This is a genomic window from Pyxidicoccus xibeiensis (genome assembly GCF_024198175.1).
GTDB lineage: Bacteria > Myxococcota > Myxococcia > Myxococcales > Myxococcaceae > Myxococcus > Myxococcus xibeiensis.
Genome location: NZ_JAJVKV010000004.1, coordinates 205,663 through 226,555, shown reverse-complemented (window position 1 = coordinate 226,555; position 20,893 = coordinate 205,663). Strand labels below are relative to the sequence as shown.

Genomic DNA, 20,893 nt, shown 5'->3' with positions numbered 1-20,893 from the left:
GGAACCCCCGTGCACAGGTTCCGCCCGCTCGCCTCGCGCCGGAGGAGCGTCCTCGTGCTCCATCGCCTTTCTACCCTGGCCTCCCAGTTCCGGGCCGACCGAGAGACCGCGCTGCGCACGGTGAGCGGGCCTGTGCTGGTGTGGGAGTCCGCACCCGCGCAGCTGCTCCCGGTGATGCGCTCGGAGGGCCTCACCCACACGGGGCGCCGGCCCCAGCCCGGCTCGGTGGAGCCCATCGTCTTCGTGGCCCACCCGCGCCAGTGCGGTGCCTCACCCGAGGTGACGGTGGGCCGTGGCCCCGAGTGCGACATCGTGCTGGCCGAGCCCACCGTGTCGCGCATGCACGCGCGTTTCCGCCAGGAGCCGCACACCGGCGTGTGGAGCGTCACGGACCTGGGCAGCCACAACGGCACGTACCAGAACGGCGTGCTCATCTGCCCCGGCCGGCCGGCGCCGCTGTTCCGCCGGGCCTCGCTGCGGCTGGGGGGCGTGGAGGTGCTCTTCCTCCAGCCATGTGCCTTCGAGGAGTACGTCCGCTCGTACTTCCAGCCCTCCCCGGTGCGCTTGACGCGTAGGGGGTGACCCCCTAGAAGGGGTGCGCCCTTGGGTGCCCATGTCGGGCTTTCAAGAGGGAAGCCGGTGCGAATCCGGCGCGGTCCCGCCACTGTGAACGGGCAGCCCTGAGGTCAGGGCCGGGAACTTCGGCAGTCGCCACCCTGGCAGCGTGCTCCAGGGGAAGGTGGAAGGCCCCTTCCGGAATGGCGCGGTGTGCGCCTGACTCCGGAGCCCGTCAGCCAGGAGACCTGCCCGAGGGTGCGGCCGTGTCGTGAAACGGCACGGGCGGGTGGCCTTCTCTCTTCGATGGAGAGAGCGGAAGGCGGAGCATGCGGTGGACCTTCCTCGCCGGGCCCGTGGCCTGCCTGGCGCTCACAACTCCGCTCCTCGCGCGCGCCCAGGACGCCGGGACACCGGACGTGGCCGCCGAGCCCGCGCCCGAGCCTCCCCGCACCACCGTCGTCCGCGGGAAGACGCCGCCACCTCCCGAGTCTCCGGAGCGCAGGGACCCCACCGGCGCGATGACGGTCATCGACGCCCGTGAGCGCGCCGGAGAGGCCCGCGACACGGCGGAGCTGCTGGTGGGCTCGGTGGGCCTGGCGGTGCAGGACTCGGGCGGGTACGGGCAGAGCAAGAGCCTCGTCGTGCGCGGCGCGTCTTCCAACGGCGTGCTCGTGTTCCTGGACGGAATCCCTCTCAATGGCGCGGGCGGCATGGCGGACCTGTCGCAGATTCCCGCCGCGCTGGTGGAGCGCTTCGAGGTGCTGCGCGGCGGCGCGGGCGCGCGCTACGGCTCGGGAGGCCTGGGCGGCGCGGTGAACATCATCACCCGCGCGCCCGGCTCGCGGCTGCGCGCCAGCGGCGAGGTGACGTACGGAAGCTGGGACACGCTGCTGGGCCACGTGGCCGCGTCGGGTCCGCTGCTGGAGGGGCAGGCGCTGCTGCTGGTGCATGCGGGGCGCTCGGACGGGGACTTCGCGTACGACCTCGACGAGCTGCCCGCGGTGGACGACAACCCGCTCACCTCGGAGCTGCGCGCGCGCAACGACGCTCGCGGAGGCGGCGCGCTGCTGCGCTACCGGCGCCGGCTGCCCGGAGGCTCGCGGCTGGACACGCTCGCGGAGCTGTCGCTGGAGGACCGCGCCATTCCCGGCACGGTGCAGAACCCCCAATCCAATGGCAACCAGGAGCTGGGCCGGCTGGCCCTGGGGCTGCGCTGGTCGGGCGCGCTCGGCACGGTGGGGCAGGGCAGCGCGCGGGGCTTCTTCCAGCGTGACGGGCTGGAGGTGACGGGCAGCATCGCGGGCGCGGGCGGAAGGCAGCGGCACTCGGTGGGCGGCGTGGAGCTGGAGGGCCGCGGGCCCCTGGGCACCGCGCAGACGCTGACCGTCACCGTGGCCACCTCCGGTGAGGCCGTCACCGAGGCGCTGGACGCGCAGTCCGCCTCCTGGTGGCGCGCGAGCGTCATGGCCATGGACGAGGTGCGCCTCTTCGGCGGCACGCTGGACGTCGTGCCCTCGCTGCGGCTGGAGCGCGTGGGCCCGTACTGGCTGCTGTCGCCGAAGCTGGGCGCGTCCGTGGCGCTCGGCGGCGGCTTCGGCCTTCGCGCCAACGCGGGCCAGTCCCACCGCGCGCCGTCCTTCCTGGAGCTCTACATCCGCCAGGGCACGCTGCTGCCGAACCCGGGGCTGAAGCCCGAGCGCGCGCTGTACGCGGACGCGGCGGTGCTGTGGCGCTCGGGTGAAGAGGAGCCGCGGTGGAGCGCCACGGTGGGCGGCTTCGCGGCGCTGTACGAGAACCTCATTGCGTACGAGCTGTATCCGCCGCTGCTGGCGCGTCCCTACAACTTCGACGCCGCGCGCGTGTGGGGCGTAGAGGTGGAGGGCGAGGCGAGGCCGCTCCCGTGGCTGGCCGCGAGCACCAGCTACACGTGGCTGCGCACGCAGAACCGCTTCGGAGACCCGCGCTTCTTCGGCAAGGACCTGCCGTACCGCCCGCGCCACAAGTGGGTGGGGCGCGTGCGCGCGGGCCCGGACTGGCTCAACGCCCGCACCGAGGTGCTCTACCAGACGTCGCAGCTCACCAACCGCACCGGCACGCTCGACCTGCCCTCGCGCACGCTGCTGAGCGCGGGAGCCTCCAGCACCTTCCTGCGCGCGCCGGAGCTGACGCTGTCCGTGGAGGTGAAGAACCTCCTCGACGTGCGGGCCTTCGACTTCACCGGCTTCCCGCTGCCGGGCCGCGCCGCCTACGTGACGCTCGCGGTGGCGTTCGACCGGGACGACGCCCCGACTTCCACCTCCTCCACTCCCCAGGAGCCTCATGCCGCGCTGGCCCCGTCTCCCTGAGCTGTTCCTTTCGCGCCCGTGGCTCGCGGCCGTGGTGATGCTGACAGGCCTGGTGCTCACCGGGTGTCCGGACGAGGGCGTGGTGTGCACCTCGGGCCTCACCGTCTGTGGCGACGCCTGCGTGGACCTGAGCGGTGACACCGCGAACTGCGGGGCCTGTGGCAGCGCGTGCGGCGCCAGTCAGACCTGCCAGGACGGTGCTTGCGGTTGTCGCTCCGGCACGGAGGAGTGCGGTGGGGCCTGTGTCGCTACGGCGAGTGACGTGGCGAACTGTGGCGCGTGCGGCAAGGCGTGCGCCGCCGGGCAGGTGTGCGAGGCGGGGACGTGTCGCGAGGGGTGCTCGGCGGGGCTGCTGCGGTGTGGCGGCTCCTGCGTGGATGGGCAGGCGGACGTGCTGAACTGCGGCGCCTGTGGCAACGCGTGCCCGGACGTGCAGTCGTGCCACGCGGGCCGGTGCGCGTATGACGTGGTGACGGCCTGCTACACCAACGGGCAGCTCGTGGGCATCCAGGCGGGGACGGACCGGCTGGGGCCCCGGCGCCAGTTCGGCTCGGGCGTGCAGACGCTCGCGGCGTGGGAGGGCTTCGTGCTCGCCGCGGACGCGACGAACTCCAAGCTGCTCCAGGCCGCGGGCGGTGAGCTGGGCGGCGTGGTGGAGGAGGACTCGCTGGGCTCGGTGGCCAGCTCCCCCAACGACATCTTCGTGGACCCGCCGTACGTCTACGTCGTCGACTCCATCAACAACACGCTCCAGGTGCTCAAGCGCGAGGGCCCCGCCCAGGGGGGCGGCCTGGGGCTGCGCACCGTGGCGCAGCTCAACCTGGGGACCAACACCAGCCCGCAGGCCGTCACGAAGTGGGGCAGCGCTCTCTACATTCCGCTGTTCGGCACCGCCGGCAGCAACTGGCAGAAGGGCAACGCCGTGGCCCGCGTGGACGTCTCCAACCCCGAGCAGCCGCGCGCGCTGGACACGCTTCCGCTCACCGGCCTGGACCTGAAGTCCTTCGATGGTGGCACCGTGCTGCCGCTGCCGTACTCGGCGACGGCGACGGACGCGGGCGTGTACGTGGCGCTCACCAACCTCAACCCCTTCAACAACTACCTGCCCAACGGCCCGGGCATGCTCGCGAAAATCGACCCGGCGGACGGTGGGGTGAGCGCCATCGACCTGGGCGCCTCGGACTGTCTCAACGCGGGCTATGTCGAGGCGGTAGACGGGCAGCTCGTGGTCGCCTGCCTGGGCGAGGCCCTCTACGACTCCTCCACGGGCCACAGCGCCAGCGCCGTGCGTGCCACCGGGCTGGTGCTGGTGAAGGACGACGTGCCCGTGGCGTCGTATGCGCTTCGCTCGGGCTGCGAGCCCGGCACCCCGGGCTGCCGCATCGCCGTGGCCAGCCGCTTCGCGGTGGCGGGTGGCGCCGTGTACCTGGGGGACACCAACGCCGGCCGCGTCTTCGTGGTGGAGGTGCGAGATGGGCAGCTCGTGGAGCGCCGGGGCTTCACCTCGCCCCAGGCGCAGGGCCCCGCGCTGGAGGCGTGCCCCGTGGACCCCCGGCGGACCGTGTCCAATGCCATCGACCTCACCGCGCTGCCGTGAAGGTGTCCGTCCTTGCTTCGTCCCCTCTGTCGCCGTGACTGTCTCGAAGGTGAGCCCGCCGTGAAGATGAACGTGAGTCCTCGCCCCGTGGGGCTGGTCGTGATTGCCGCCGTGCTGTGTCTCGTCGCGGGTGTGGCGGACGCGGCCAGTGCCCCCACGCACTCGGGGCCCCGCACGCTGGGCCCGCCGGCTCCGGCGAAGGTGCGGCGCGTGGTGACGCTGGCGCCGTCGCTGACGGAGATGGTGCTCACCCTGGGCGCAGGGAGCACGCTGGTGGGCGTGTCCCGCTTCGACGAGGCGAAGGAGGTGGAGAAGCTTCCGCGCGTGGGCGGCTTCACCGACCCTTCCGTGGAAGCGGTGGTGGCGCTCAAGCCGGACCTCGTCCTGGTGCAGCCGGGGCCGGGGAACCAGCGGCCCGTGGAGAAGATGGCGGAGCTGGGCGTGCCCGTGCTGCTGCTGCCGCTGCACTCCGTGACGGATGTGCTGGCTGCCATGCGCGCGGTGGGCCGGGCGCTGGGCCGCGAGAAGGAGTCGGAGGCCGTCGTCACTCGCATCGAGGCCACGCGCACCCGCATCCGCGAGGCCGCGAAGAAGCTCCCCGCGCCGCGGGTGCTGTTCGCCTATGGCTTCGAGCCGCTGGTGGTGGCCGGGCCTGGCTCCTTCGCGCACGAGCTGCTGCGCGACGCGGGCGGCGTCAACGTGGCGGCGGACGCGGGCTCCGCGTACCCGGTGTACTCGGTGGAGCGCGCGGTGCGGGCCCGGCCCGACGTGGTGGTGGATGCGGCGGACGTGGACGTGGGCAAGGACAAGCTGCGCGCCCTGCCGGGACTGGCGGAGGCGCGCTGGGTGGAGGTGCCGTCGCTGGCGCTGCTGCAGCCCGGCCCGTCGCTGGGGCGCGGGCTGGAGGAGTTGTTCAAGCTGCTGCACCCGGAGCCGGCGAAGGCGCCGTGAGGAACGCCGCGGTTCATTCCGTCTCCGAGCCGAGGTGCGAGGTGAGCTTCCGGACGGGCCGGTATGCAGAGGGCTTTCGGGGCGATGACGGCCGGAGTAGATGCGTCCGGGTCTTCGCCCTGGGGTCCCCCGCCCATGCTCCGCCGCCTCGCGCTCCTCCTCGTCCCCGCTGGTCTCCTCCTCGGTGCCTCGCTGTCGCCTCGCAGCGCCCACGCCCAGGCCACGCCTCCGGCACCCGCCGTGACTCCCGCGCCCTCGTCGACTCCAGCCCGTCCTCCTGCCTCCAGGCGCAAGCCCGCACCCGTCGAGGCCCCCGCGCCCGCCGCGACGCCTGCTCCCATTCCTTCCGCGCCACCGCCCGTGCAGGCCGTGGAGTACACCTTCCTGCGCCGCGAGGACCCGGAGACGGACCTCGCGCAGCTCCAGCAGCTCGGTGCGGAGGGCTGGCGCGTCGTAGCCACCGTCGACGTGGATGGCAGCACCCGGCGCTACGTCCTCATGCGGCCCAAGCAGTGAGCGGCATGGGCGCCTGCTTCGCACACGGTGACGGCGCCTGGGTGCTCAGCGGCGCTTCGGGGGCTTGCCCGGAACGGGCGGCCGGGGCTTCCGTGCTCATCGTCATGGGGACTTTCTACCTACGAGGTGACGGGACCGCATCCACCCCCGGGACACGCAGGGGGCCTGCCGAAGACCGCCGGGAGTCGGGTCCCGGGTGGAAGGAATGTTCCTTCCAGGCTCGGGAGGCAGGCCGCGGCGTGGAAGGAACGTTCCTTCCAGCAGCCGGGCCGTCCAGGCGAGCGCCGCCGTTCCGGTGCACGCCCTTCGCGTGGTCTGAGTCCGACACCGTCGCTCCGGGCGAGGGGAGGGGCGCTCCGTGACGGACACGGGGAGGCAGCTCGCTCGCGGCGCCATGGGCTTCCGGGCCTCGCGTGCCCTCGCGCTGCTCGGCGGCTTCCTCGCGCTGGCCTTCGTCTCCTTCGCCATGGCCGTGCGCTTCGGCGAGCAGCCCATCTCGCTCACCGCCGCGCTGGGGGAGCCCGCGTCCTCGGACGCCGTCATCTTCTGGTCGCTGCGCCTGCCGCGCGCGCTGCTCGCCGCGATTGTCGGCGCGGGTCTCGCCGCCTCGGGCACCACGCTCCAGGGCCTCCTGCGCAACCCGCTCGCCGACCCGTTCGTGCTCGGTGTCTCCGGTGGCGCGGCGCTCGGTGCCACGGTGGCCATCGCCGTGGGGCTGGGCACCGTGGGTGAGGTGGCCCCCGGCCTGGACGGCGCGCTGACCCGCCTGTCCGCGCCCGCGCTGTTCGCCTTCCTCGGCGCGGGGGCCTCCATCCTCTTCGTCCTCTCCGCCAGCCGGGGCGCCGCGAGGACGCCCTACGCCGCGCTGCTGACCGGGGTGGTCTTCAACTCCTTCGCGTCCGCCGCCATCACCCTCATCAAGACGCTGTCCGAGCCGAACCGGCTCGGCGAAATCCTTTACTGGCTCGTGGGGAGCCTGGGCTACGAGCGCGGCGGCACCCTGGTGCTGTCCGCGCTCCTCCAGGCGGGCGCGCTCGCCGCGATGTGGGCGCTGTCCGGCCGGCTGAACCTCCTGTCTCTCGGGGATGACGACGCGTCCTCGCTGGGCGTTCCAGTGGCGGCCACCCGCCGATGGTTGCTGCTGGTCTCCAGCGTCAGCGTGGCTGGCGCAGTGGCACTGACGGGGCTCATCGGCTTCGTGGGGCTCATCGTCCCGCACCTGCTGCGGCTGGTCTTCGGTCCGGACCAGCGGCTGCTGGTGCCGCTGTCCGCGCTCGGCGGCGCCGCGTTCCTCCTGCTCTCGGATTTGCTGGCGCGGCTGGCCTACCCGCTCTTCAACCAGGACCTTCCCGTCGGCGTCGTCACCGCGCTCCTCGGAGGACCGCTCTTTCTCGTCCTTTTGCGGCGCCGCGTGAGGCTGAGCACAGTGTGACCGGGTGCGCCATGTCGGAGCATTGACATTGCCCTCTACCCGCCGTACTTCCCCGCGCGTCCTCGGTGCCCTCGTGAAATCGCGAGGGCTCAAGGGAACCCGGTGTGAATCCGGGACTGCCCCGCAGCGGTGAACAGGAACGACCGCCGTCACGTTGAGCACTGGCCTTCGGGCTGGGAAGCGACGGCCAGTAGGTGGGCGCCCGCCAGGGCTCCCGAGCCTGTGAGTCCGAAGACCTGCCGAAGACCCGTGCACGTGCACGGACATCACCGAAGCCTCCGAGGGGGGGCGACGGAGGCGTCCAGCTACGTGCGCGCATGCGCCCGGGCCCTGCCTTCGTCCGCATCCCTCCCTGGAGGCCCAACCCGCCCGTGGGGGCGGAGAGGGACTGGGACGCAGATGAAGAGCGCTGAGACGAATCGAACACCACCCTGGAGGAGGGCCGCCGCGCTGGTCGTGGGCACGCTCTCGCTCGCACTGGGCGCCACCGGTTGTGGCCCCGAGTGCACGGACTCCTTCGACTGCCGCAACGAAAAGGGCGAGCCGCCCCCGGGCGAGCAGTGGGTCTGCCGCGACGAGAAGTGTGAGACCGTTCCCGTGCAGCCGCCTCCGACGGGAGACGCCGGCACGGATGCCGGTGTCGTGGACGCGGGCAGCTCGGATGCTGGCAGCGATGCAGGCAGCACGGACTCTGGCACCGAGGACGCCGGTTCTGACGCGGGCGCCGAGGACGCGGGCACCGACGCAGGCCCCGAGGACGCGGGCGGTCCGGACGCAGGACCCGAGGACGCAGGCAGCCCGGATGCAGGACCCGAGGACGCAGGCAGCCCGGATGCAGGACCCGAGGACGCAGGCAGCCCGGACGCAGGACCCGAGGACGCAGGCTCGGACCCGTGCGCCATCGCGTCGCATGACCCGAAGCTGGGAACGCTGAGCCTCCAGCCGGGCTTCGAGGCGCTGGAGTCCGCTCCGCTTCCGGACAAGGTCCTGGCACTGACGGCCTCGCCCGGTCCCGTCTACTCGCTCCATGCGGTGCGTGGCGCCGGCATGGGCACCAACGCCGCCATGTACTCGCTGGGCACCTGGCCCGACCTGCAGCCCTCCAGCACGAAGCTCTACGACATCGTCTCCCCCCAGGACCGCGCCGGCACGGCCGTGGTGTTCGCGGGTGGGTACATGGCGAACGACGGCAGCAGGCTCTTCGCCGGATACACCACCTCGGGGCCCGGGTTCCCCGGCTCCGTGGCCGTGTATGACTTCGAGGCTCCCGCCGCTTCGACCTACGTCTCCGCGCCGAGCAACTTCACCGCCGTGACGTTCTCCGGCGGTGAGACCACCGCGCTCCTGGTGAATGGAGCCGGCCTGGGCACTGTGTCCGCGGGCCTGGGCATCTACGCGCTGGTGACGTCCACCACTCCCTTCACCCCTCGGAAGGTGGCCAGCTTCGCCACGGGCGAGGCTGCTGCCAGCGGCTTCACCGCCGTGAGCCAGAACGGCATCGCGCTGTTCGGCTTCGCCAGCAGCGCCGACTTCTCCAACCGCGCCCGCGTGGTGGCTCGCGACGTGATCACCCAGGCCCTCACCTCTGGCACGCCGGTGGACCTGGGCTCACAGCAGCTGCTCACCGTGGGCAGCGACTTCAACGCCGCGTCAGCCTTCGGCTCGGGCGTGGTGGTCAAGCGCGGCGGCTACAACGAGAACTTCGAGTTCGTCTCCACGGACGTCTCGCGCTACGCGCTGGCGCACGCGAATGAAGGGCAGTCCGTCACCGTCGGCGAGCGCACGCCCGTGCTCGTCTATGCGGACCAGTGCACCTCGGTGGTCGCGCTGGAGCCGCTCGGCTCCGACCTGCTGGTGGGCGTGTCCGACAAGAACGGCCGCCGCCTCGTGCGCATCCGGGTGACGCCATGAGCGCGCGCTTCTGGAGTACCGCGCTCGTCGCGCTCGTGGGGCTCACCGCCTGCGGTGGGGAGCCGGAGGAGAACGCCCCCGTTCCCGTGACGGACCCGGGGCGCGAGCCGGAGGATGAGCGCCCGACGGACGACTCCACCGAGCCGGTGGTCGACCCGGTGACCGACCCCGCGGACCCGTATGCGGACGAGGTCGTCTCCTTCACCCCCGGCTTCGGCGCGGGCTTCGGGCAGGACCGCTTCCCCAGCGTGGTGCTCGGGGCTCCCGTGGGCGTGGGGCCGGACCAGGGCTCGCTCGACGTGCTCTCGTTGGGCCGCTCGGGCTCCATCGTCCTGCGCTTCACCGACACCGCGGTGATGGATGGGCCCGGCGTGGACCTGCTCGTCTTCGAGAACGCCTTCTACGTCGTGACCACCGGGCTCAACTTCACCGAGCGTGGCGTGGTCGCGGTGAGTGACGACGGCGTCACCTGGCACGAGTTCCCCTGCGCCTTCGCCAACGCGGCTGGCGGCTACCCGGGCTGTGCTGGCGTGCACACCGTGCAGGCCAACCCGGCCAATGGCGTCAGCGCCACGGACCCCGCGGTGGCGGGCGGTGACGGCTTCGACCTGGCCACCGTCGGCCTGAGCCGCGCCCGCTACGTGCGCATCCGCGACAGCGGCAACAATGGCTACGGCGGCACGTCCGGCGGCTTCGACCTGGACGCCGTCGCCGTGGTGAATGGCGTGTCCCTCCAGGGAACCACGCCGTGAGCCGGCTCCCGCCACGTCTTTGCTCGCTCCGCCACACGGCGCGTGCGGCCTGCACCCGAGAGCAGGTGGACGTGGCGGGGGGCCGTGGTACGCGACGCCCTCGATACCCGAGCGTCGTGCAGTGATTCCACCGAGGCCTCCGTCGCTGCTCCCGGACGCGAGGCCCCATCCGCCCGAAGAGGCGGAAGAGGAGGCAGGACGTCAATGAAGACCGCCAACCTGAAGCCCACATCCCCCTGGACGAGGACCGCTGCGTTCGCCGTGGCCACCCTCATGCTTGCCCTGGGCTCCGCGGGATGCAGCTCCGAGTGCTCGGACGCGTTCGACTGCCGCAACGACAACGGCCAGCCGCCCGAGGGCGAGCGGTGGACGTGCCGCGACGAGAAGTGCGAGACGGTGCCCATCGACGACGGCTCCCAGCCCGGAACAGACGCCGGGACGGACGCGGGCACGGACGCCGGGACGGACGCGGGTACCGACGCGGGCACCGACGCGGGAGACCCGTGTGTCACGGCCACCCATGACGCGACGCTGGGCACCCTTCAGCTCCAGACGGGGTTCCAGGTGGGGCAGTCCGTCGCGCTGAGGGAGGACGTCCTGGCCGTGGCGGCCTCGCCCGGGCCCACCTATACGCTCTATGCGGTGCGCGGCAGCGGCGCCACCGCGGCCCTGTACTCGCTGGGCATCTGGCCTGCCCTCCAGTCCGAAGGCACGAAGCTCCAGGACGTGGTCTCCGAGGCGGACCGCACCGGCACCGCCAGGGTGTTCCAGAGCGGCTACCTCGTGAGTGATGGCAAGCGGCTCTTCACCGGGTACACCACGGATGCGATGCAGCCCACGGGCTCCATTGCCGTCCATGACCTCGCCACGCCCGCTGCGTCGACCCATGTCTCGGCGCCGCGCAACTTCTCCGCCGCGGCCATCACGTCCGACGTCTCCACCGCGCTGCTGGTCAATGGCGGCGGTCTCGGCTCGACGTCCGGAGACCTGGGCGTCTACGCCCTGGTGACCTCCGCCGAGCGGTTCCCTACGGCGAAGGTGGCGTCGTTCCCCGCCGAGGCTGGCGCGAGTGGCATCACCGCCGTGGCGGGCAATGGCATCGTGGTGCTGGGCTATGCCACGCCCCCGTCCTACGTGAACCAGGCCCATGCGGTGGCTCCGGCGAAGGTGTCCGAGGCCATCTCCTCGGGCACGCCCATCGCGCTGGGGACCCAGCCGAAGTTCGAGGCGGGCAGTGACTTCAACGGCGCGGCGGCCTTCGGCGACGGAGTGGTGCTCAATCGCGGCGGCTATGACTCGAACTACAACTTCATCTCCACGGACCTGTCGCGCTACTCGCTCACCATTGGCATCAGTGACGTGGCCATTGGCGACCGCGAGCCCGTGCTCGCCTATGCGGACCAGTGCACCTCCGTGGTGCTGATGGCGCCCCTGGGCCCGGACCTGCTGGTGGGCCTGCGTGACAAGAACGGCCGCCGCCTCGTGCGTCTCCAGCAGGCGCCATGAGCTCGCGCGGCTCCAGCCTTCTTCTCCGGGGCGCGGCGCTCGCCGTGCTCGTGGCCCTGTCCGCCTGCGGTGACGAGACGGAAGCGCCCGCCACCCCCGACGCGGGGCCGGGCACGGACGCGGGCACTCCCGACAGCGGCACGGACGCGGGCAGCCGCCCGGCGGACCCGTACGCCGACGCGGTGGTCTCCTTCGCGCCCGGCGAAGGCGCCGGCTTCGGACAGGACCTCTTCCCCGGCGTGGTGCTCGGGCCTCCCACGGGCGCGGGCCCCGACAATGGCTCGCTCGACGTGCTGTCGCTGGGCCGCGGCGGCTCCATCACCCTGCGCTTCGACGACGTGGGCCTGGTGGACGGGCCCGGCGTGGACCTGCTCGTCTTCGAGAACGCCTTCGCGCTGCCAGGCGGAGCGACCTACACGGAGACGGGCAGGGTGTCGGTGAGCGAGGACGGCGTCACCTTCCACGACTTCGCCTGCGCCTCCACCGACGCGGCCGGCGGCTACCCGGGCTGTGCCGGCGTGCGCACCGTCCAGGCCAACCCCGCCAACGGCGTCAGCGCCACGGACCCCGCCGTGGCGGGGGGTGACTCGTTCGACCTGGCCACCGTGGGGCTCACACGCGCTCGCTACGTGCGCATCACCGACAGCGGGAACAACCGCTACGGCGACACGGCCGGCGGCTTCGACCTGGACGCCGTCGCCGTGGTGAACGGCGAGTCCCTGCAGAGGCCCAGCCCGTGAGCCGGCCCCCGCCTTCCCCGCATATAAAGGATGTGGACCGCCGCACCGCGCTCCGCACCCTGCTGCAGGGCACCTGCGCCCTGGCCGCCGTCGGGGCCGGGTGCGGCGGGGAGTGGCGGGAGGCCATCGTGCTCGACGCTCCGGATGCCGGCGGAGCGCCGGGCGCGGCCTGTGACGGGACGCCGGGCACCCCGGAGGAGGGCTGGGTGGAGGTGCGGCTCGCGGACCACCCCGCGCTGCGCGAGCCGGGGGGCCACGCCGAGGTCCGCGTTCCCCAGGCGCTGCTGGACGTGGTGGTGGTGCACACCCGGCCCGGCTGCTACGCGGCGCTCTGGCGCATCTGCACCCACGGAGACTGCGCCGTGGGCTGGCGGCCCGCGGAGGGCGTGGTGGAGTGCCCCTGCCACGGCTCGCGCTTCGCCGAGGACGGCCGCGTGCTCAACGGGCCGGCCACACGCCCGCTCGCCACCTTCAAGGCCGTGAGGGCAGGGGACTCGCTCTTCCTCCACCGGCCCCGCTGAGTCCGCGCCGCCCCGTCCAGGGCGCCAGGGACGTACTGCCAGTCATGACGCGGCGCAAAACCCTTTGCCACCAGTCCGGGTTGGCACCCGGCCGTGACAGAGGGCTGTCTCCTTCTCTCATGAGTCGGGAGAGTCGTGTAATGTCGGGCATTCGATGTGGCAGATCATCATCAACGGGCCCGGTTACTTCGACACGTCCTACGATCTGCCCGAGGGCGTGACGAGTCTCGGCCGTGCGGACGAGAACGACATCGTCCTCGGCGGGGACCTCGTCTCGCGGCGGCACGCGCGCCTGTACGTCGAAGGTGACGTGCTGCGCATCGAGGACCTGGGCAGCCGCAACGGCAGCCGCGTCAACGGCGCGCCGCTGCAGGGCTCGCGGCAGCTGGCGCCCGGGGACATGGTGGCGCTGGGGGAGAACACCCTGGGCGTGCGCCAGCCCAACACCGTGGAGAGCGCGGCCACGGAGATGGTGGACCTGGGCGCGGGCGGGGTGGTGCGCTTCGGCCACGGGCAGGACGTGGGCGGCTCCGTCCTCCTGGCGAGGAACGTGAAGGACGCGGACGTGCTGCGCCTGCTGGACAACGTGGGCCCCGTCTCCTTCGACGACACCTTCTCCTCGGCCTCGCCGCTGCCCGCCACGGCCAGCCCGCGCGTGGGCCACGAGACGCTGGTGATGCTGTTCCGCACCGCCGAGGCGCTGTCCTCGGCCACCTCGCTGTCCGGCTTCCTGGACACGACGATGGACCGGCTGCTGGAGCGCACGGACGCCACCACCGCGGTGGTGCTCCTCAAGCACTCGTCGGGCGCCATGGTGCCCGCCGCCGTGCGCCACCGGGGCAAGCTGGCCAAGGGCGAGGTGCCCGTGTCGGACGCCATCGTCGAGGAGGCCCTGCGCCAGGGCCGCGCCATCGCCGTGGGCGACGTGCGCGACGACCGCCGCTTCGCGGGCCGCGAGAGCGTCATCCTCTACGGCGTGGACCGCGTGCTGTGCATCCCCATCGGCACCGAGCCGCCCTTCGCCGGCGTCCTCTACTTCAACGCCGCCGCCAAGGGTGACACCAGCCTGGAGGTGATGCTGGACGCGTGCACCGCCGTGGCGCACCTGGTGGCCACCGGCGTGCAGAAGTTCGCCCCCAGGGAGGGCTCTCCCGCCACGGAGCGGATGCGCCGCACGCTGGGGCGCTTCCACCCGCCGGACGTGGCCGAGCGCCGCGCCACCGAGGCCCAGCGCCAGGGCGGCCGCCTGCCCGGCCTGGAGGAGCGCGCCCTCACCGTGCTGCACGCGGAGCTGGTGGGCTTCTCCGCCCTGGCCACGAAGCTGGGTGCGGCCAAGGCCTCCCTGGTGCTCAACGAGTTCCACTCGCGGATGACCGGCATCGTCTTCAGCTTCGAGGCCACCGTGGAGGGCTTCCTGGGCGAGTCCATGCGCGCCCTCTTCGGCGTGCCCTACGCCAAGGGCGAGGACGCGGTGCGCGCGGTGCGCGCCGCGCTGGCCCTGCGCGCCGACTGGGAGCGGGCCATGAGCCGGCACCCCCAGGACGAGCGCTGCGAGCTGCGCCTTGCCCTGCACACCACCCGCGCCCTGGTCGGGATGATCGGCAACGAGGTGCGCTCGGACTACACGGCCGTGGGCGAAGGGGTGGGGGTGGCCGGCTGGCTGGCTGCTACGGGGAACCCCGGTCAGGTGCTCATCACCGGCAAGGTGCTGGCCTCCGTGGGGGCCCGCTTCGACGTCCAGCCCCTCGGGGAGCGGCTCCTGCGGCCCCCCAAGGACCGGATGGCCGCCTTCGAGGTGATTGAAGAGGACATGGGCGCCCTCACCAACCCCGGGCTGCGGTGAAAACCCCTCGCGGCCGGTTGACGGGTTGATGGAACCGGCCAGGACGGGGTTCAATGCGCTTCCCGCCCCCGGGGTGCCTCCCCACACCGCATGAACGCCTCCACCCAACCCGCCCGGCTGAGACCCTTCCGGCCCCAGCCCTTTGGCCGGTATACGCTCCTGTCGCACCTGGCGACGGGCGGCATGGGGGAGATCTACCTGGCCCGGCTGGAGGGCGCGCAGGGCTTCGAGAAGCTGTGCGTCATCAAGAAGATATTGCCCCAGCTCGCGGCGGACACGGACTTCGTCGAGCGCTTCGTGGGCGAGGCGCGCACGCTGGTGCGGCTCAGCCACGGCTCCATCGCCCAGGTGCTGGACATGGGGCTGCACGAGGGCGAGGCCTACATGGCCCTCGAGCACGTGGACGGCAAGGATTTGCGCAAGGTGGGCGCGCGGGTGCGCGACAGGCAGGTGCCGCTGCCGCTCACCTTCATCCTCTACACCATGGGCCGGGTGCTGGACGCGCTCGCCTACGCGCACCGCAAGAAGGATGACGACGGGGAGGAACTGCGGCTCGTCCACCGCGACATCTCTCCGCAGAACATCCTCATCTCCTACGAGGGGGAGGTGAAGGTCATCGACTTCGGGCTGGCGAAGAGCCGGCTGTCGGCGGCGAAGACGAACCCCAGCATCATCCTGGGCAAGTTCCTCTACATGTCGCCGGAGCAGGCGCGGCACCAGCCGGTGGACCGGCGCAGTGACTTGTACGCGGTGGGCCTGTGCCTCTACGAGCTCATCTGCGGGAAGAACCCCTTCGACAGCGTGCACCCGGGCGAGCTGATGTCCGTGGTGGCCAACCCGAAGATTGCGCCGCTGGACGAGGTGGAGCCGCTCACGCCGCGCGTGGTGACGGCGCTGGTGGCCAAGGCGCTGGCGGTGGACCCGTCGCAGCGCTTCCAGACGGCGGAGGAGTTCCGCGGGCGGCTGCAGTCCTGCCTGATGGAAATCGACCCGAGCGCCGGCCCGGAGAGCGTCAGCCGCTTCATGCGCGAGCTGTTCGCCGCCGACTTCCAGTCCGAGCGCCGGCTGCTGGCGACCCTCAAGGAAGTGCCGCGCATGCCCGCCGGTGAGGGGACGCCGGAGGACGGGCTGGCCTCGCGGCCGATGATGCAGGCGCTGCTGCCGCCGAAGACCATCCGCCTGGATGGCCCGGTGGAGGCGCTGTCCTTCCATCCCACCCCGCGCAGCCGCGAGGGCAGTGGCCCGGTGAGCGACGGCGAGACGCGCCCCGGGGTGATGGTGGACGAGTCCACCCGGCCCGCCTTCCCGATGGAGGCGCTGGAGGAGGAGGCGCGCGTGCGCGCCGCCCGCCAGCAGGAGACGGCGGTGTCGACGGTGGAGGTGCGGCCGGAGGCCTATGCCCGTCCGCCCGCCGAGCCGGCGCCCGAGCCCCGTCCGCCCTCGCAGACGCGCGAAGTCCCCATGGCGGCGCTGCCGTCCGAGGCCCTGCCGCCAGAGCCGCGCGCCGTGGCCGCGGACCTCCGCCCCACCGAGCTGGCCATGCCCAGCATCTCGCTCGAGGCGGCTCGGGAGCTGCCGTGGGAGGACGCGCCCCCCCCGCCCCCCGCGGAGTCGACGGACCCCAGGGCCGAGCCGCTGCCCGCGTCGCTGACGGAGACCCAGGCGCCGCGCCCCGTGCCACCGATGGCGCCCGCGTCCTCGCCGCGCCCGCCGCCTCCGCCTCCGGCCGCCTTCGTGAGCACGCGCGTGCCTCCGCCGCCGGCACCCGTGCCTCCCGCGCCGCCCCCGGCCATCGCTCCGGCGGTGATGCCCTCGCGTCCGGTGACGGCCGTGGCTCCGGTGCCGGCGCCTGGCTTCGCGCCGGCTCCGGCCGCTGTGCCTGCGCGCACGGGGGCGGTGATGATGCCCGCCGTCACCATGGCGCAGCCGGGGGCGACGCCGCCTCGCACCGCCTCGCTGACGGGAATGCCCGCGGTGGTGGCGCAGCCTCCGGCGGGCGCGACGCCGCCTCGCACCGCCTCGGTCATGGGGATGCCCGCGGTGGCGCAGCCTCCGGCGGGCGCGACGCCACCTCGCACCGCCTCGGTCATGGGGATGCCCGCGGTGGCGCAGCCTCCGGCGGGCGCGACGCCGTCCCGGGGCTCGCTCGCGGTGGCACCGTCCGCGGCGGAACTGGACGTGGTGCCCGGCGTGCCCGAGTCCGAAGCGGAAGCCGCCGCGGACGACGCTCCGGGTGACTGGGCCGGGGCGGAGCTGCCGGTCCTCACCCCCGAGGAGATGGGCCACCTGGAGGCGGGGCGCCCCGCCGACATGGACACGCAGCCGCGTGCCGCCCGTCCGTCGCGCGTCGAGCGGAACGACGACACGCAGCCCCGCGTCGCGCGGGATGGGGACACCGACCCGCGCGTGCAGCAGCGGCACGACGACACGCAGCCTCGCGTGGTGCTGGACGAGGCGCTCCTGCGCGACGTGGAGGGTGTCGACGGTGAGCAGGAGGAGAAGTCCGCACCGGGCCGCCCGAGGACGGGGGCACGGCGTGTCCGCGCCTCCTCGCCGGGAATGCCCGGCCCCACGCGCCGCACCGGCGCTGTTTCCGCCGTCCGGCCCGCGCCCGCGCCCGCGCCCGCGAAGGAGGACGAGGACGAGGACGACGACGTCCGCATATCCCTTCCGCCGTCGGAGGAGACGCGCCGCACGAGCTTCCCGGTTCGCCCGGGCTCCGAGTCACCCGCGCGCCGGCCTGGAGAGGACACCCGCCGCACCGCCATGCCCGCCGCGCCCCAGCGGAGCATGAGGTCGACGTGGGTGGCCGTGGGGCTGGGGCTGGTGCTCCTGGCGGGCGCCATCCTGACGCTGGCGCTGAGCCCCGCGCTGCGGACGTCGATGGGGCTGGACCTGGCGCTGCCCGAGGGCCTGCCGCTCCCCGTGCCGCCAGGCCCGTCGCGCCAGCCGTCCTCGACTCCACTGAAGAACGCTCCCGGCGCCGCCAACCCGCAGGCGGGCAAGGCCGACCTCGAGCCGCCCACCCCGCCGGGAGAAGGGCCTGGAGGCGATACCCGGGCAGTTCCTGCCGCCTCCGCCGAGGCCGCGGGGACTCCCGAGGGCGCCCGGGCCGAAGAGGCCGGGGCCCCCGAGGGTGCTCCGTCCGCCAAGGTGGCTGAGGCCGCACGCAACGGACAGAAGCCGACCGGGACGGTTGAGCCGACGAGCCCTCCCGTGGCCCCATCGGCTCCCGTCGCCGCGGCGGAGGAGGAGATTGGCGAGTCCGACCTCCTGCTCGCGCCGCCCTCGCCGAAGCCTCCCGCGCAGGCGCAGGCGCAGGTGAAGCGGGTGGCGCCCGCGAAGAAGCCGCGGCCCCCCGCGCCCCGCGCCAAGGAGCTCACGCCGCTGCAGAAGGAGTGGCGCGAGACGAACGCGCTCTTCACGAAGCTCAAGGCGCGGCACTCCTGCGTCTCCCTGGGCCTCTGGTGCAACCGCCACGCGGACATCAAGGACGAGGTGGAGGCGGCGGGCGAAGACAACGACACGGAGACGCTGCGCAAGGTGAAGGGGATGCGCAGGGACCTGCTCGCGAAGCAGAAGGAGCTGGAGTAACCCCGTGGAGCCGCTGCTCGTCACCCGGGCGCTGCTCGCGGGCTACGGGCCGCGTCCGGTGCTGCATGGCGTGGACTGCGAGGTGCGCCCCGGAGAGCTGTGGGCGGTGCTCGGGCCCAACGGCACGGGCAAGAGCACGCTGTTGCGCGCGGTGCTGGGCGTGGGCCCCTGGGTGCGTGGCGAGGTGCGGCTGCTGGGGCAGGAGCGCGCCGCCTGGTCACCGCGCGAGCTGGCCCGCAGGGTGGCGTGGGTGCCGCAGACCATCGAATCGGCCGAGGGCTTCAGCGGGCTGGAGCTGGTGCTGATGGGCCGCAACCCGCACCTGGGGCTGTGGGGCCTGCCCTCCGAGAAGGACGTGGCGCTGGCGCGCGCGGTGCTGGAGGAGCTGGGCGTCGCGTCCCTGGCGGACCGCCCCGGCGATGCGCTCTCCGGGGGCGAGCGGCGCATGCTGCTGCTGGCCCGCGGGCTGGTGCAGGCGCCGGAGCTGCTGCTGCTCGACGAGCCCACCGCCTTCCTGGACGTGGCCCACCAGGTGGGCACGCTGGCCCGCGTGCGCGCCCGGGTGGACGCGGGCCTGGGCGCGGTGGCGGTGCTGCACGACGTCAACCTCGCCGCTGCCTTCGCCACCCACGTGCTGCTGCTGCGGGACGGGCAGGTGCTCGCCAGGGGGCCCGTGGACACCGTGCTGGAGCGCGGCGCCCTGGAGTCCCTCTACGGCCTGCCCATGGAGACGGCGCTCTCGCCCTCGGGCGCGCGCCTCTTCGCGCCCCGGGCCCCGGCGCGCTGACCCCGACCCTCCTGGCGGTTCGCGGTGTTGGGGCCGGCGGTGCCTCCGCCTGGCGGGCGCCGGGCTGCCTGCCCGCCGTTCCTGGAAGTCAGGGAGTTGACCGGACGTCCCAGAGCGGGAAACCCTGTGGGTATGAGTCTGCCCCTGATAGCCGCCGTGTTCCTCGTGCTGCTGGCCTTTGGCTACCGCTTCTACGGGAGCTTCATCGCGCGGCAGTTCCGGCTGGATGGGGCGGCCACCACGCCCGCGCACACCCGGCAGGACGGCGTGGACTTCGTGCCCACGAAGCCCTTCTACCTGCTGGGGCAGCACTTCAGCGCCATCGCCGCGGCGGGCCCCATCGCCGGGCCCATCCTCGCGGCGCAGCAGTTCGGCTGGCTGCCCGCGCTGCTGTGGATTGCGGTGGGCTCGGTGTTCATCGGAGCCATGCATGACTTCGCCACGCTGGTGGCCAGCGTGCGGCACGGCGCCGTCTCCATCGCGGAGGTGGTGCGCAGCCACCTCGGGCCCACGGCGGGCCTGGCCATGCTGGCCTTCATCTGGGTGGCGCTCGTCTACGTCATCGTCGCCTTCACGGACGCCACCGCCGCGACGTTCGTCAGCGGCGACGCGGAGCTGGAGGGGCTCACCTTCCGCTTCAACCCCGGCGGCGCGGTGGCCTTCGCCTCCATCGCCTATCTGTTGTTGGCCATGGTGATGGGGCTGGTGGACCGCTTCCTCAAGCCGCCCTTGTGGCTGCAGACGCTCATCTTCGTGCCGGCCACGCTGGGCGTGGTGTGGCTGGGGACGCGCTTCTCCACGCTGCTGGTGATGGACGCGAAGAGCTGGGCGGCGCTCATCCTCGCCTACTGCTTCGTGGCGTCGCTCACGCCCGTCTGGCTGCTGCTGCAGCCGCGAGGCTACCTGGGCGGCTTCGTCCTCTACGCGGCGCTGGCGGTGGGCGTGGTGGGCATCTTCTACGGAGGCTTCACCGGCGAGGTGTCCATCCAGCAGCCGGCCTTCGCGGGCTTCAACGTGCCCGGCGCCACGGGCGCGCTGTTCCCCTTCCTCTTCGTGACGATTGCCTGCGGCGCGTGCTCGGGCTTCCACGGGCTGGTGTGCTCGGGCACCACGTCGAAGCAGATAGACAAGGAGCCGCACTGCAAGCCGGTGGGCTACGGGGCCATGCTGCTGGAGGGCTTCGTGGCCCTCATCGCGCTGGCCACGGTGATGATTGCCACCAGGGGCGAGCTGACGGGCAAGGCCCCGGGCGCGGTGTACGGCGCCGGGCTGGGGCGCTTCATCGTCACGGTGCTGGGCAAGGAGTACCTGGTCATCGCCACCACCTTCGGGGCCATGGCCTTCTCCACCTTCGTGTTCGACACGCTGGACGTGTCCACGCGGCTGGGGCGCTACATCCTCCAGGAGCTGTCGGGCCGGAAGGGGAAGCTGGCCGCGATGGTGGGCACGGCGGTGACGTGCGGCGTGCCGCTGGCCTTCGTCCTCCTCGCGGGCGGCGGGGCGTGGCGCTCCTTCTGGACGCTGTTCGGCACGTCGAACCAGCTGCTGGCGTCGCTGTCGCTGCTGGGCATCTGCGTGTGGCTGAAGCGCACGAGCCGGCCGTACATCTACGCGCTGGTGCCCATGATTTTCGTGGGGGCCGTCACGCTCTCCAGCCTGGTGCTCCAGATACGCGAGGCCCTGCTGCCGGGCAGCGCCACCGCGGCGCGCGTCAACGGCGTGGTGGCCGTGGTACTGCTGGCGCTGGCCCTGTCCCTGTTCACCGCGGGCGCCCGGGCCCTGCTCTCCCGGGGCAGTGGTCCCCAGGCCGCCGCGCCCGCCGTCTGACCTCGTCGCCCCT

The 20,893-nt window shown here is 73.0% G+C and carries 15 protein-coding genes and 2 riboswitches; all 15 genes read left to right on the top strand.

Features of this window, described 5'->3' with window-relative positions; all coding sequences use genetic code 11:
* Nucleotides 1-54 precede the first annotated feature (54 nt).
* The 15 genes from LXT23_RS18720 (at nucleotide 55) to LXT23_RS18650 (ending at nucleotide 20,880) form a co-directional block, all read left to right on the top strand.
* Entirely contained in the window at nucleotides 55-582 is a 528-nt protein-coding gene (locus LXT23_RS18720; RefSeq protein ID WP_253981564.1) for an FHA domain-containing protein, read from the top strand.
* Nucleotides 583-588: 6 nt separating this feature from the next.
* A riboswitch (cobalamin riboswitch) is annotated at nucleotides 589-825 on the top strand.
* Nucleotides 826-884: 59 nt separating this feature from the next.
* Nucleotides 885-2,903 carry a TonB-dependent receptor plug domain-containing protein gene (locus tag LXT23_RS18715; RefSeq protein ID WP_253981563.1) on the top strand — a complete coding sequence of 673 codons (2,019 nt, stop codon included), beginning with the start codon at nucleotides 885-887 and terminating at the stop codon, nucleotides 2,901-2,903.
* Nucleotides 2,878-4,500, top strand: coding sequence for an MXAN_6577-like cysteine-rich protein (locus tag LXT23_RS18710; RefSeq protein WP_253981562.1), 1,623 nt, complete (start codon nucleotides 2,878-2,880; stop codon nucleotides 4,498-4,500). The genes LXT23_RS18715 and LXT23_RS18710 overlap by 26 nt, the downstream gene beginning before the upstream one ends.
* A gap of 72 nt (nucleotides 4,501-4,572) precedes the next feature.
* Complete coding sequence (locus tag LXT23_RS18705) at nucleotides 4,573-5,451, top strand: ABC transporter substrate-binding protein (RefSeq protein ID WP_253981561.1); 879 nt, start codon at nucleotides 4,573-4,575, stop codon at nucleotides 5,449-5,451.
* Between the two features lie 135 nt (nucleotides 5,452-5,586).
* Nucleotides 5,587-5,967, top strand: coding sequence for a hypothetical protein (locus LXT23_RS18700; RefSeq protein WP_253981560.1), 381 nt, complete (start codon nucleotides 5,587-5,589; stop codon nucleotides 5,965-5,967).
* A gap of 394 nt (nucleotides 5,968-6,361) precedes the next feature.
* A complete protein-coding gene (locus LXT23_RS18695) occupies nucleotides 6,362-7,399 on the top strand; it encodes a FecCD family ABC transporter permease (RefSeq protein WP_253982328.1) in 1,038 nt (345 codons plus the stop codon).
* 46 nt (nucleotides 7,400-7,445) lie between these two features.
* Nucleotides 7,446-7,657, top strand: a riboswitch (cobalamin riboswitch).
* A 141-nt stretch (nucleotides 7,658-7,798) separates the two neighbouring features.
* Nucleotides 7,799-9,310 (top strand): hypothetical protein, encoded by a 1,512-nt coding sequence (locus LXT23_RS18690; RefSeq protein WP_253982359.1) that lies wholly within the window; start codon nucleotides 7,799-7,801, stop codon nucleotides 9,308-9,310.
* Complete coding sequence (locus LXT23_RS18685) at nucleotides 9,307-10,062, top strand: cell surface protein (protein WP_253981559.1); 756 nt, start codon at nucleotides 9,307-9,309, stop codon at nucleotides 10,060-10,062. The genes LXT23_RS18690 and LXT23_RS18685 overlap by 4 nt, the downstream gene beginning before the upstream one ends.
* 204 nt (nucleotides 10,063-10,266) lie before the next feature.
* Entirely contained in the window at nucleotides 10,267-11,568 is a 1,302-nt protein-coding gene (locus LXT23_RS18680; protein ID WP_253981558.1) for a hypothetical protein, read from the top strand.
* Nucleotides 11,565-12,308, top strand: a complete 744-nt coding sequence (locus LXT23_RS18675; RefSeq protein ID WP_253981557.1) for a cell surface protein — start codon at nucleotides 11,565-11,567, stop codon at nucleotides 12,306-12,308. The genes LXT23_RS18680 and LXT23_RS18675 overlap by 4 nt, the downstream gene beginning before the upstream one ends.
* On the top strand, nucleotides 12,305-12,829 hold the full coding sequence (locus tag LXT23_RS18670) for a QcrA and Rieske domain-containing protein (protein ID WP_253981556.1): 525 nt from the start codon (nucleotides 12,305-12,307) through the stop codon (nucleotides 12,827-12,829). Before LXT23_RS18675 ends, LXT23_RS18670 begins: the two co-directional genes overlap by 4 nt.
* 154 nt (nucleotides 12,830-12,983) lie before the next feature.
* Nucleotides 12,984-14,672, top strand: coding sequence for an FHA domain-containing protein (locus LXT23_RS18665; protein ID WP_253981555.1), 1,689 nt, complete (start codon nucleotides 12,984-12,986; stop codon nucleotides 14,670-14,672).
* A gap of 90 nt (nucleotides 14,673-14,762) precedes the next feature.
* A complete protein-coding gene (locus LXT23_RS18660; RefSeq protein ID WP_256560949.1) occupies nucleotides 14,763-18,266 on the top strand; it encodes a serine/threonine-protein kinase in 3,504 nt (1,167 codons plus the stop codon).
* Nucleotides 18,267-18,270: 4 nt separating this feature from the next.
* Nucleotides 18,271-19,053 carry an ABC transporter ATP-binding protein gene (locus LXT23_RS18655; RefSeq protein WP_253981554.1) on the top strand — a complete coding sequence of 261 codons (783 nt, stop codon included), beginning with the start codon at nucleotides 18,271-18,273 and terminating at the stop codon, nucleotides 19,051-19,053.
* Between the two features lie 132 nt (nucleotides 19,054-19,185).
* Nucleotides 19,186-20,880 carry a carbon starvation CstA family protein gene (locus LXT23_RS18650; protein ID WP_253981553.1) on the top strand — a complete coding sequence of 565 codons (1,695 nt, stop codon included), beginning with the start codon at nucleotides 19,186-19,188 and terminating at the stop codon, nucleotides 20,878-20,880.
* Nucleotides 20,881-20,893: the final 13 nt, after the last annotated feature.

Coding starts and splice junctions, on each gene's coding strand:
- LXT23_RS18715 (WP_253981563.1), top strand. CDS start 885: ATGCGGTGGACCTTCCTCGCCGGGCCCGTGGCCTGCCTGGCGCTCACA.
- LXT23_RS18710 (WP_253981562.1), top strand. CDS start 2,878: ATGCCGCGCTGGCCCCGTCTCCCTGAGCTGTTCCTTTCGCGCCCGTGG.
- LXT23_RS18700 (WP_253981560.1), top strand. CDS start 5,587: ATGCTCCGCCGCCTCGCGCTCCTCCTCGTCCCCGCTGGTCTCCTCCTC.
- LXT23_RS18695 (WP_253982328.1), top strand. CDS start 6,362: ATGGGCTTCCGGGCCTCGCGTGCCCTCGCGCTGCTCGGCGGCTTCCTC.
- LXT23_RS18690 (WP_253982359.1), top strand. CDS start 7,799: ATGAAGAGCGCTGAGACGAATCGAACACCACCCTGGAGGAGGGCCGCC.
- LXT23_RS18685 (WP_253981559.1), top strand. CDS start 9,307: ATGAGCGCGCGCTTCTGGAGTACCGCGCTCGTCGCGCTCGTGGGGCTC.
- LXT23_RS18680 (WP_253981558.1), top strand. CDS start 10,267: ATGAAGACCGCCAACCTGAAGCCCACATCCCCCTGGACGAGGACCGCT.
- LXT23_RS18675 (WP_253981557.1), top strand. CDS start 11,565: ATGAGCTCGCGCGGCTCCAGCCTTCTTCTCCGGGGCGCGGCGCTCGCC.
- LXT23_RS18665 (WP_253981555.1), top strand. CDS start 12,984: ATGTGGCAGATCATCATCAACGGGCCCGGTTACTTCGACACGTCCTAC.
- LXT23_RS18660 (WP_256560949.1), top strand. CDS start 14,763: ATGAACGCCTCCACCCAACCCGCCCGGCTGAGACCCTTCCGGCCCCAG.
- LXT23_RS18650 (WP_253981553.1), top strand. CDS start 19,186: ATGAGTCTGCCCCTGATAGCCGCCGTGTTCCTCGTGCTGCTGGCCTTT.